We start from the raw sequence: 12,326 nt of genomic DNA on the forward strand, positions 1-12,326 counted from the left end.
GGTCGGGGGCCGGGTGCCCGATGAATTGGGCTTGGCCGCCTTCGCGTTGGAGGGGCATGACGATGGCGCGGGCGGTGTCGGCCGCCACGGCGGCGCCCAGATCGCGGCGGACCAGGTGCAGGCACAGATCGAGCCCCGCGGCCACACCGGCCGAGGTGAGCAGCTGTCCCTCGTCGATGAACAGTACGGACGGATCCACGTCGATTTCGGGATGACGGGCGGCGAGGTCGGCCGCGTGCCGCCAATGCGTCGTGGCGCGGCGGCCGTCGAGCAGACCGGTGGCGGCGAGGGTGAAGGCTCCCACGCACACCGAGGCGATGCGTGCGCCCCGGTCTGCCGCGGCACGTAACTCGGTCAGCACCGAATCCGATTGGGGCGCGGAGAAATTGGCGTGGCCGGGCACGATGATGGTGTCGGCGGCGGCCAGATCGGGCACGTCCCAGTCGGTGCGCAGGGTGAATGCGCCGAGCGCGGGGTCCGTGGCGGTCTCGCGTCCGGGCGCGACCAGACGGATCTCATAGGCCGCAACGGCCGCACGACTGTTGGCCGCCCCGAACACCTGTCCGGGGATCGTCAGCTCGAAGGGAACCACACCGTCGAGCGCCAGAACCGCGATCACGTGCATGGCCAGAATTTAACGCACCGTGGCATTCTGGCCACTGTTCGGGTTGCGGGGCAGGTCGAAGAATCGGGAGCACCAACCCACAGGAGACCGACCTTGACCAATCGAATTCCAGAACCGTTCATCGACTTCGACCTGCCCACAACGGATTTGGCGGTGGACGCCTACCGCTTCGCGCAGACCGCCGAGACCCCGGTGGTGTTCGCACACAGCGTGCGCAGCTACCTGTACGCCCGGGAACTGGCCGCGCGGCTGCATCCGGACACCGGCTACGACGACGAGCTGCTGTTCCTGAGCTGCGTACTCCATGACATCGGGTTGAGCGAACCGGGCAATGGCGACCAGCGCTTCGAGGTCGACGGCGCCGACACCGCCGCCGCCTTCCTCCGTGAGCGCGGCGTGGCCGAGCAGCGTGTGCGCATCGTGTGGGACGCGGTGGCGCTGCACACCTCCGACGGGATCGCCGGTCGCCGCGAACCCGAGGTCGCCCTCGCACAGGTCGGCATCTCCGCCGATGTCCTCGGGCGCAATCGCGAGCAGCTGCCGCCCGAACTGGTGGAGCGCGTGCACGCCGTGTACCCCAGGGCCGACCTGAGTTTCGCGCTCACCGAGGAGATCCTCGCCCAGGTGCACGGCAAGCCGAGCAAGGCGAGCCCGGTCAGCTTCCCCGGACTGCTGCTGCGCGCCCGCCTGCCCTACGGCTCGATGCCCGACTGGCACGACCTGATGGGGGTGACCGGATGGGGCGACCAGCCACCGGCGGCGCGCACACCGGAGCTGGCCGGGACGCCGGAGGAGCTGGCCGAACTCTTCGCGAAGCGACTGGTGGCGGGCGATCTCGACGGACTGGTCGAACTGTACGAGCCCGCGGCGGTTTTCGCGCCCACCCCGGGGACCGTGGTGGCGGGCACCGACGCGATCCGGGAAAGCCTGCGCGACTACATCGCCGCCGGAGCACAAGTCTCCCTGCGCCTGCGGCAGATTCACACGGCAGGCGATATCGCACTGCTGTCCAGCGAGGCGACCGCCACCGGTCTGGCGCCCCAGCCGCTGACCACCACCACGACCGAGGTCGCGCGCAGGCAACCGGACGGGCGGTGGCTCTACGTCGTCGATCACCCGTTCTTCGGCGAATAGCGCCGCCGACTTTTATGATGCCTCGCCGAGGGCGCAATAAGGGCGCTTCGTCCTATATTGGGATCGGCGAGGCATTGGCGCTCGCGGTTTCCGTTACGGCACAGGGGTTTTGATGGATGCGAGATACTCGATCAGGTGGGCGGCGGAGCATGGGTTGCCGCGGCTGGGGTTTCTCGCATTGCGCGCCCAGGGGGACCTGCTGGCGCGGCTGATGAGTGGGGACGAAGGCTACGATGACCCGTACTCGCTGATCGATCAGCTGCGCGGTGACGGCGGGGTACAGGTCACGCGCGCGGGATATGCCGTCTTCGGCTATGAGACATGCCGGGAAATCCTGCGGGACAGGCGATTCGGCGTGCGTAAGCCCATCGATTCCGCGGTGCCGTTGCCGTTGCGCCGCTACGCCGAGCGAATCGCGGTGCCGCCCAATCCGATCGAAGCGCCGTCCATGTTCGCGCTGGACCCGCCCGAGCACGGACGCCTGCGCAAGCCCGTCGCCTCCGCGTTCACCCCCCGCGCCGTCGCCCGCCTGGGCGATCGGGTCCGCGAGGTCACCGCCGAGCTGCTCGACGCCATGGCCGCGCACGAATCGGTGGACCTGATCGCGACTTTCGCCGCCCAGGTGCCGATCGCCGTCATCGCGGAAATCATGGGTTTCCCGGCGGCCGATCGCGAGCTGTTCCTGCGCTGGGGGAGCCACGTCGCGCCGCTCCTGGACGTCGGAATCTCCTGGCAGGCCCACCACCGCGCCATGCTCGCGACCGAGGCGCTGACGGACTACCTCGTCGCCCACATCGAGAAGGTGCGCCGCGACCCGGGGGAGGACATCTTCAGCCTCCTGGTCACCACCGGCGACCTGACCACCACCGAATTGCTGGCCAGCGCGAACGTCCTGATGGGCGCGGGTTTCGAGACCACCATGAACCTGCTCGGCAATTCGATCCCGATCCTGTTGTCCCATCCGGATCAACTCGACCTGCTGCGCGCCGAGCCCGAACGCTGGTCGCTCGCGATCGAGGAACTGCTGCGCTTCGACACGTCGGTGCAGATGACGGCCCGCAGCGTCCTGGAGCCGGTGCAATTCGAGGGCGGTGTTCCGCTCGAGCCGGGAAAGTCGGTCGTCGTCTCCGTGGCGGGCGCGAACCGCGATCCCGCCAAATTCCCCGACCCGCACCGCTTCGACGTCACCCGCGCCAATGCCAAGGACCACCTCTCCTTCGGCACCGGTATGCACGCCTGCATCGGCGCGAGCCTGACACGACTGGAGGTCCTGCAGGCCTTGCCCGCCCTCTTCGACCGCTTCCCCGATATTCGCCTCGACGGCGAACCGACCCGCCGCCGGCTGTCCACGCTGCGCGGTTACTCACAGATGCCCGTTCGGCTGAAGTCCCGTTGACTACTCAGTGGTAAGTTTCGCTGTAATGCGACAGCGATCCCCATCGAAGTGGAGTCGGTGAGGCGGGGCGGTCCCCGCATCACCAGTGCGGGAACAAGATTGAGGCGGGGTTCGCCCCGCGGCTCGGGAGTTGGTCCTTGAATACTGAAGCGATTGTGCTGGATCCGACGGGCGCCGATGTTCAGGCTGAAAACGAGCGGATACGACAGCGCGGACCGGTCTCCCCGGTGGGTTTGCCCGGTGGGGTATCGGCCTGGGCGGTCACCGATGCCGCGGTGCTGAAGGAACTTCTCGCCGATCCCCGAGTGTCCAAGGATCCGCGCCAGCACTGGACGGCCTACAAGAACGGGGAGATCGACCATCGGTGGCCGTTGCACCCGTGGGTGATCGCGGAGAATATGTTCACCGCGTACGGCGACCAGCATCGCCGCCTGCGCAAACTCGTGGCACCGGCATTCACCGCTCGCCGCACCGCCCTGATGCGCCCGGGCATCGAAACCATCGTCGATGGACTGCTGAAACAACTGGATGCCCTTCCGACGGGTGAAATCGTCGACCTGCGGCCCACTTACGCGTACCCGGTGCCGATCCAGGTCATCGGTGAATTGCTCGGCGTGCCAAAGCATTTGAATGCCAAGATCCACGCGTGTGTCGACGGGTTCTTCGACACCTCCTTCACACCGGCGCAGGCGCAGGCCAATGTCCTGAAAATGGTCTCGCTGATGGGGCAGTTGATCTTCTACCGGCGCGGCAATCCCGGCGAGGACATTACGAGCGCGCTGATCTCGGCCGTCGACGAGGACTCCGACCGGCTGACCCAGAAGGAAGTGATCGACACCCTGATCCTGGTGATCAATGCCGGTCACGAGACCACGGTCAACCTGCTCGACCAGGCGATCGTTGCCCTGCTGACCAATCCGGAACAGCGGGCCGCGGTAACCGCCGGCCGGGTGCCGTGGTCGGAGGTGATCGAGGAGGCGCTGCGCTTCCAGCCGCCGATCACGCATCTGCCCCTGCGCTACGCGGTCGAGGATATCGAGGTCGCCGGTGTGCGGATCGCCGCGGGTGAGGCGATTCTCGCCTCCTACGGGGCCGCGAGCCGGGACCCGGGAATTCACGGCGACACCGCCGGGGATTTCGACGTGCACCGGGAGAACAAGGAGCACATCGCCTTCGGCTACGGTGCGCACCACTGCCTCGGCGCGCCCCTGGCCCGGCTCGAGGCGGCGATCGCGCTCCCGGCCCTGTTCGAGCGGTTCCCGAATATGCGATTGGCGGTGGATCCCGCCGAACTCCGGCCGCTGGGCAGCTTCGTCTCCAACGGTCACCAGTCGGTTCCCGTTCTACTGCAATGAGATTCACGATTCGCCGAGAGGTCCCATGGCAAACACCAGCTGGTTACGTAGCTTGTCCGCCGCAGCGGAGGATGGCGCCCATACTCTGATCTGCTTTCCACACGCCGGTGGATCGGCCATTTCCTACGGGCCGCTGGCCAGAACACTGGGACCGCGATTCCGGGTACTGGGTGTGCAATACCCCGGTCGCCAGGATCGCAGGCACGAGCCGTTGCTCGGAAGCGTCGCCGAGCTGGTCGAGGGCGCGCTGCCGGAAATTCTCGAATTGATTCCGCGGCCCGCGGGCTACTCGCTGTTCGGCCACAGTATGGGCGCGGCGGTCGCGTTCGAGACCTGCCGCCGTCTCGAACAGGAGCAGGCGACACCGCCCGCCACACTGTTCGTATCGGGCCGAATCGCACCGGCGCGGAAGGGTTCTCACGGTGTGCACCGCTACACCGATCAGGAATTGATCCGGCACCTGCTGGACTTCGGCGGCACTCCCGCGGCGCTGCTGGAGGATCCCGATTTCCGGTCGCTCATTCTCTCGGTCACGCGAAGTGACTACCGGGCGATCGAAACCTACTCGTGTGCACCGGATTCCACAGTCGACTCGCCTGTCGTGGCGCTGGTCGGTGATAGCGATCCCGCCACCAGCATCGCCGACTTGAAAGAGTGGCAGGCGCACACCACCGGCCCCTTCACGCAGACATCGTTTCCGGGCGGCCACTTCTACATCGATGCCAACTCGCACGGTGTGGCCCAACTTATTCGTGACCAGAGAGACCGCAACTATGCCTGAAACCGCTGGACCCGTTTCGAATGTCTCGGACACCGCGCACTGGGTGGCCGCCTATCGCGCGCTCGAATCCGCCCGACCCGACGCGCTTTTTCACGACCCGCTCGCGGAACGGCTCGCCGGTGAAACCGGTAAGGCCATCGTCGCGGGTGAGGGATCGAACGCGATGGCGGGCTGGCCACTGGTCACGAGAACCAAGGTCATCGATGATCTGATCGCCGAAACCCTCACCGAGGGCTGCGATCTCGTCATCAATATGGCGGCGGGTATGGATGCGCGGCCGTACCGTCTCGACCTGCCCTCCGACCTCCGCTGGATCGAAGTCGACTTCCCCGATTTGATCGCCGAGAAGAACCGCCTGCTGGAAGGCGAGACCCCGCGCTGCGAACTCACCCGTGCCGCAGTGGACCTCGCGGACCCGGCAGCGCGCGAGCAATTCCTCGACCAGGCGCTCGAAGGTGTGAAGAAGGCGCTCGTCCTGACCGAAGGACTGGTGTACTACCTGTCCGACGACGAGGTCTCGGGATTGGCCGCGGCACTGGCGCGACCCGAAATCGCCTGGTGGATCATGGATGTCAACAACAAGCCCGTGGTCGACCGGTTCAACCGGGTGAACAAGAAGCTGCTCGAGAACTCGCCCTGGAAGTTCGGGCCCCTCGAACCGCTGCGCTTCTTCGCCGACGCGGGGTGGACCGCGGACAAGGTCATCGGATTGTTCCGCATGGCGGCCCGATTCCGCCGGTTGCCCCCGCTGCTGTGGTCGCTCGCCTTCGCGCCCGTCGGCCCCCGAATGCCGCTCGGCGCCAAGCGAATTCCGTGGTACGGGGCGGTTCGGCTCACGCACACGGCCAAATGACCGGATAGCGGCCGGGAGGGCGAATCGCCCTCCCGGCCGCATCGTCACACCAGCTCTTCCAGCCAATCGTCGACCGCCGCGGCGACCTGATCCGAGCCCTCGTGCAGCATGGCGAAGTGGTTGGCGTCCACCTGGACCACCCGATGGCTCTCATCCCACGGCTGGGCCTGCCACGCCTGGAAGTCCTCGGGCACACCGGGAATCCGCTGCGCGCACTGCAGGAACAGCGTGGGCGCGGCGATCTTCCCGGGCAGGATGCCGCGGAGCACCTGAATGTACTGGCCCATGGCGGTCAAACGGGCCGGATCGAAGCGATCGAAGGCGGCCTCGTTGGTCACCATGTTCTCGGCGACCGGCTTGAGAATCCACTCACTGCCGTCGCCCTCGGCCACCCGGTAGCTGTCCACCAGCACCACGCCCGTCGGCGTCGGCCCGCCGAACGCCTCCAGCTGTTCGGCGACGCTGTAGGCCAGCACTCCGCCGGAGGAGTACCCGAACAGCACGAACGGCTGCCCGCCGGCGGCGTCGAGGATCGGCTTGATCAACGCCTTGGTGGCCGCGGCATAGTCGGTGGGCAGCGGCTCGCCCGCATGGGATCCCATCGGTGCGAGGCCGACCACGTCGCGGGCCGTCCGCAGTTTGCTTGCCACGCGGGCGTATTGGCGCACACCACCCGCCGCCATCGGCGGGGCGATGCAGATGATGCGCGGCGTGGCGTCGCCCTCGGTCATCCGGATGAGCTCCGGCTCGACCTCCGGCACCTCGTTGGCGGTGAACAGGTCGCGCATCTGTGCCGCCAGGTGCAGCAGCAGGAAGGCGACCGAATACTGTTCCCGACCGACCGCGGTGCGGAACATGCCGTACAGCGAGTCATCGGCGACGCCCTCCTCGCGATCGCGCTGGGCGGCCGCGCTGACCGCGTTCGCGAGCGAGCCCGCGCCTTCGGCCAGTCGTTCGTCCAGCTGTTTCGCGAGGATCTGGGGCGTCGGGAAGTCGAAGACGAGGGTGCCGGGCAACTGCACGCCCGTGGCGTCGCGCAGCGCGTTGCGGAATTCGACCGCGGTGAGCGAGTCGAATCCCATTTCGCCGAACACATTGTCGACCTCGATGAGCTCGAAATCCGCGTAGCCGAGCGTCTTGGCCGCCTGCTTGCGCACGAACTCCACCAGTAGCGGCAGCCGCTCGGCGGACGGCAGGCCGACCAGCTCCAGCAGCGGTGACGGCGTCTCGCGCTGTGCCGCCACCGGCACCAGCCCGCGAATCAGGGCGGGTGCGTGCTCGGCTCGTGTACGCAGCACGGCCCGGTCGATCGGCAGCGCGGCCAGCTGGGCGACGCCGGAGGTCACGGCGGCATCGAACAGCGCCAGGCCGTCGGCTTCCGACAGCGCCGGAAAGCCCTGTCGCCGCATTCGTTCGAAATCCTCGTCCGAGAGTTCCGTGCCCAGACCGCTCGATCGTTCCCACAGGCCGTAATCGATCGAGGTGGCCGCCCACCCGGCCGCCCGGCGATAGCTGGCGAGGGCATCGAGGTAGACGTTGGCCGCCGCGTAGTTGGCCTGTCCGGCGGCCAGCACCAACCCACCGGCGGAGGACACCAGCACGAACAGCGACAGCGGCAGGTCGCTGGTGAGTTCGTGCAGATGCCACGCGGCGTCGGCCTTGGGCGCGAACACCGCATCGATGCGACTGCCCGTCATCGATTCGATCAGACCGTGGTCGGCGACGCCCGCCGCGTGCACGACACCCGTCAGCGGGTGCTCGGACCCGATCCCGTCGAGTACGGCTTTCAGCGCGTCCCGATCGGAGACATCGCAGGCGAGGATGGTCACCTGCGCACCGAGTTCGGTCAACTCGGCGCACAACGCGTCCGCGCCGGGAGCTTCCGGCCCCCGCCGGGAGGTCAGAACCAGCCGCCGCGCACCGTATTCGGTGACCAGGTGCCGGGCGAACAGCGCGCCCAGCCCACCGGTGCCGCCGGTGATCAGCACGGTGCCGGTGTCCAACGGCTCGACGGGCTCGCGGTTCTCCTCGGTGAGCTGATGCTGAACCAGGCGCGGCACCAGGAGCTTCCCGTCGCGCAGCGCGCCCTCCGGCTCGGTCGCCAGGGCCGTGGCGGCGGTGGCGACGGCGGCCGGATCGTGGTCGGCCGCGGCCTCGAGATCCAAGAGCTGCAACCGGTTCGGATGCTCGGCCTGGGCCGCGCGCACCAAACCCCAGACCGGGGCCTGTGCCGGGCGTACCTGTTCCCACTCGCTGGTGCGGACCGCGTCGCGGGTCAGGATCACCAGGCGGGACTCGGCGAATCGGGGGTCTGCCAACCACTGTTGAACAGCGGCCAGCACGCCGTGCACCGCCTCGCGGGCGTCGTGCGAGGACGCGTCGCCGGTATCGGCGGAATAGAGCAGAACCAGCGCGGGGACAACGGCTTCGGCCGCCGCGTCGAGTTCCGCGATCAGCGACGTGAGGTCCGCATAGCCGCGCACTTCCGCCGAGCCTGGCGCGCCGATGACCGCCGTGCGTGCCAGGGCCGCCGAACCGGTGCCGACCGACGCCGCGACCCAGTCCACCGTGAACAAGGCATCGGCCACCCGGTCGGCGCGCAGCCGGTCCGCGGACACCTGACGGGTGTCCAGCGAGTCGACCGACAACACCGGGCTGCCGGTGCTGTCGGCCAGCCACAGCGTGAAGCGGTTGTCGTGCACCCGGATTCGGACCCGGACGGCGCTGCTCCCGGCCGCGTGCAGTGCGACACCCCGCCAGCTGAACGGGAGCGCGGGCGCGTCGAGGCCGCCATTGCGAAGCTGATCCACGATGAGGGCGTGCATGGCCGCGTCGAACAGCGCGGGGTGCAGGCCATAGCCTTCGGCGGCCTCCGCATCCGGCAGGGCCACCTCGGCGAACAGTTCGTGACCGTCGGCCCCGTGCTCGCCGCGTCGCCACATCGCCCGCATGCCTTGGAAATAGGGGCCGTATCCGTATCCGGCGTCCAGCAGCTCGGTGTACGCGTCGGTGACGTCGATCGGCTCGGCGTCGGCCGGAGGCCAGGCGGCGAGATCGAAATCGGGCTCGCGGTCTTCGGCGGTGAGGTCGCCCTCCGCGTGCAATGTCCATGTGACGGCATCGGGTTGGCGCGAGTGAATCGTGATGCGCCGTCGCCCGGAATCATTCGCCGCGCCGACCACCACCTGGACCGAAACCCCGTCGCGGGCGGGCAGTGTCAGCGGCGCGTGCAGGATCAGCTCTTCTACTCGCGGCTGGCCGATCAATCCGCCCACATGGGTCGCCAATTCGACGAAACCGGTCCCCGGCAGCAGGGCCGTGCCGAGCACGCTGTGATCGGCCAGCCAACCGACCGAGTCCAGCGACCATCGGCCGACGAAGCTCATCCCGCCCGAATCCGGCTGCGGGACAATCGCTCCCAGCAGCGGATGGGAGACGGGATCCAATCCCGCGGCATCGGCCTCGGCGGCCAGCCACGTCGTCGACAGATACCGCTTCGCATCGAGCCAGTACCGCTCGCGTTGAAACGCGTAGGTGGGCAGGTCGATCGGTCGCGCTCCGGGATAGAACGCGGTCCAGTTCACCTCGGCGCCCGAGACGAACAACTTCGCGACCGCGGTCGTCACGGAGGCGGTCGAGGCCGCGTCGCGGCGTGCCACCGCCACCGTGACGGTGCCTTCGGCGTCCACGGTGTCCGCCACCATGGGCGTGAGGACCGCGTCCGGCCCGATCTCGGCGAAGCGCACCACACCCGCGTCCGCCATCGTGGTGACCGCGTCGGCGAACCGCACGGTGGCGCGGACCTGACGCACCCAGTACGCCGGGTCCGACATCTCATCGGTCACCCGGGCGCCGGTCACGGTCGACACCAGCGGAATGGTCGGCCGGGCGAAGCTCAGGCCCTCGACCACCGCGGCGAACTCCGCCGACATCGGGTCCATCAATCCGGAGTGGAACGCGTGCGATACCCGCAGACGGCTTGTCCGCCAGGACTTCTCGGCGAATAGCTCGGCCAGTGCGTCGATCTCGGCCTCGACGCCGGAGATCACCACCGAGGTGGGGCTGTTCACGGCCGCGATCGATACGCCGTCGGTCAGCAGCGGGGCCACGGCGGATTCCGGCGCTCCCACCGCGACCATCGCGCCACCGGCGGGGAGGGCCTGCATCAACCGGCCGCGCGCGGCCACCAGGGCGCAGGCGTCCGAGAGTGACAGCACTCCGGCGATATGCGCGGCGGCGATCTCGCCGATCGAGTGGCCCGCCAACAGATTCGGGCGCATGCCCCACGCCTCGAGCAGGCGATACACCGCGACCTCGAAGGCGAACAGTCCGGCTTGCGCGAAGACCGTCTGGTTGACCAGGTCCGTGGAGGCCAGTGCCTCGTCGAGCGAAACCGGCTGGTCGAGAAGCGGATTCAGCTCCGCGACGATCTTGTCGAATGTCTCCACGAAGGTCGGGTGAGTACGTAGCTGCTCGGCCATACCGGCCCACTGCGCACCCTGACCCGAGAAGACGAAGCCCGTCGATCCCGAAACCGCGCGACCCGACACCACACCGGGTACGGAGTCCCCGCGACCCAATGCCTCGATACCCGAGAGCAATTCGTCGCTATCGGCGCCGAGGACCACCGCTCGATGGCCGAGCGTGGCGCGGGTGGCGGCCAGGGAGAACCCGACATCATTTGCCGCGACGGCGTTTTCGCTGACATACGACCGCAGGCGAACGGCCTGCTCGCCGAGCGCACGGGCACCGGCGGCGGACAGCACCCAGGGCAGGACCGCCCCGGCGGGTTCGGCCGGGGTCGCCGCGGCGGCGGGAGCCGGTTCGGCCACGGGAGCCTCTTCGATGATCACGTGCGCGTTGGTGCCGCTGATGCCGAAGGACGAAACACCCGCGCGGCGTGGGCGATCCCGCCGCGGCCACGACACCGGTTCGGTCAGCAGTCGCACCTCGCCCGCCGACCAATCGACCTTCGTCGACGGCCGGTCCACGTGCAGCGTGCGCGGCAGCGTCCCGTGCCGCATCGCCATCACCATCTTGATCACGCCGCCCACACCCGCGGCGGCCTGGGCGTGCCCGATGTTCGACTTCAGCGACCCCAGCCACAGCGGCCGCTCCGGCGCACGATCGCGACCGTAGGTGCCCAGCAGGGCCTGCGCCTCGATCGGGTCGCCCAGAGTCGTTCCGGTGCCGTGCCCTTCGACCGCGTCGACCCCATCCGCGGAGATTCCGGCACTGGCCAGCGCCTGCTCGATGACGCGCCGCTGCGCGGGGCCGTTGGGCGCGGTCAGGCCGTTGGAGGCGCCGTCGGAGTTCACCGCCGAACCGGCCAGCACGGCGAGAATCCGGTGGCCGTTGCGTTGCGCGTCGGACAGTCGTTCCAGCACCAGCACACCGGCGCCCTCGGCCCAGCCGACGCCGTCGGCGCTGTCGGAGAACGACTTACAGCGGCCGTCGATGGCCAGCCCGCGCTGGCGGCTGAACTCGATCAACGTGTCCGGGCCCGCCATCACGGTCACACCGCCCGCCAGGGCCAGTTCGCACTCGCCCGCGCGCAGTGCGGCGGCGGCGGAGTGCATGGCCACCAGCGAGGACGAGCACGCGGTGTCGACGGTGACCGACGGCCCCTGGAGTCCGAAGGTGTAGGAGAGCCGGCCCGATGCCAGCGATCCGGCGTTCGTATTGGCCGGGTAGTCGTGGTACATCATGCCGACCCACACGCCGGTCGCGCTGCCGCGCAGGGTCGCCGGGTCGATTCCGGCGCGTTCGAAGGCCTCCCAGGAGGTTTCGAGCAGCAGGAACTGCTGCGGATCCATGGTGGCCGCCTCGTTCGGGCTGATGCCGAAGAAGGTGGGATCGAAATCGCCCGCGCTGTGCAGGAATCCGCCGGATCGGGTGTGGGAGCGGCCGGGCAGTTCGCCGGTGGGGTCGTAGATGCGTTCGATATCCCAGCCGCGGTTGTCGGGGAGCTCGGTGGTGGCGTCGACGCCGTCGGAGACCAAGCGCCACAGGTCTTCCGGTGATTCGACGCCGCCGGGGTACCGGCAGGCCATGCCGACGATCGCGATCGGCTCGCGCAGGGCCGCGTCGAGCTGACGATTGCGCGCCCGCAGCCGCTCGGTTTCCTTCAGCGAGGCCCGTAGCGCGTCGGCGAGTTTGGCGGTGCTCTCGGTATTCGTCAT

Annotated in this window: 7 protein-coding genes; 5 read left to right on the forward strand and 2 right to left on the reverse strand. The window is 68.6% G+C overall.

Annotated elements, in window-relative coordinates; all coding sequences use genetic code 11:
• Positions 1-625 (reverse strand): GlxA family transcriptional regulator (locus tag ACAM49_RS07715; RefSeq protein ID WP_369634754.1); only part of this gene is annotated, 625 nt, incomplete at its 3' end.
• A 93-nt stretch (positions 626-718) separates the two neighbouring features.
• On the opposite strand from ACAM49_RS07715, the gene ACAM49_RS07720 reads away from it, so the two are divergent.
• The 5 genes from ACAM49_RS07720 (at position 719) to ACAM49_RS07740 (ending at position 6,144) form a co-directional block, all read left to right on the forward strand.
• The gene (locus ACAM49_RS07720) at positions 719-1,759 is read left to right on the forward strand and encodes a nuclear transport factor 2 family protein (protein ID WP_369634755.1); all 1,041 of its coding nucleotides are present in this window, start codon (positions 719-721) and stop codon (positions 1,757-1,759) included.
• Positions 1,760-1,871: 112 nt separating this feature from the next.
• Entirely contained in the window at positions 1,872-3,155 is a 1,284-nt protein-coding gene (locus tag ACAM49_RS07725; protein ID WP_369634756.1) for a cytochrome P450, read from the forward strand.
• A 137-nt stretch (positions 3,156-3,292) separates the two neighbouring features.
• The gene (locus ACAM49_RS07730; protein WP_369634757.1) at positions 3,293-4,510 is read left to right on the forward strand and encodes a cytochrome P450; all 1,218 of its coding nucleotides are present in this window, start codon (positions 3,293-3,295) and stop codon (positions 4,508-4,510) included.
• A 25-nt stretch (positions 4,511-4,535) separates the two neighbouring features.
• Positions 4,536-5,291: a thioesterase II family protein gene (locus tag ACAM49_RS07735; protein ID WP_369634758.1), complete on the forward strand. Its 756-nt coding sequence runs from the start codon at positions 4,536-4,538 to the stop codon at positions 5,289-5,291.
• Entirely contained in the window at positions 5,284-6,144 is an 861-nt protein-coding gene (locus tag ACAM49_RS07740) for a class I SAM-dependent methyltransferase (RefSeq protein WP_369634759.1), read from the forward strand. The genes ACAM49_RS07735 and ACAM49_RS07740 overlap by 8 nt, the downstream gene beginning before the upstream one ends.
• Positions 6,145-6,188: 44 nt before the next feature.
• On the opposite strand, the gene ACAM49_RS07745 is transcribed toward ACAM49_RS07740, so the two are convergent.
• Positions 6,189-12,326 (reverse strand): type I polyketide synthase, encoded by a 6,138-nt coding sequence (locus ACAM49_RS07745; protein WP_369634760.1) that lies wholly within the window; start codon positions 12,324-12,326, stop codon positions 6,189-6,191.

This window comes from Nocardia sp. JMUB6875 (assembly GCF_041154655.1).
Taxonomy (GTDB): domain Bacteria; phylum Actinomycetota; class Actinomycetes; order Mycobacteriales; family Mycobacteriaceae; genus Nocardia.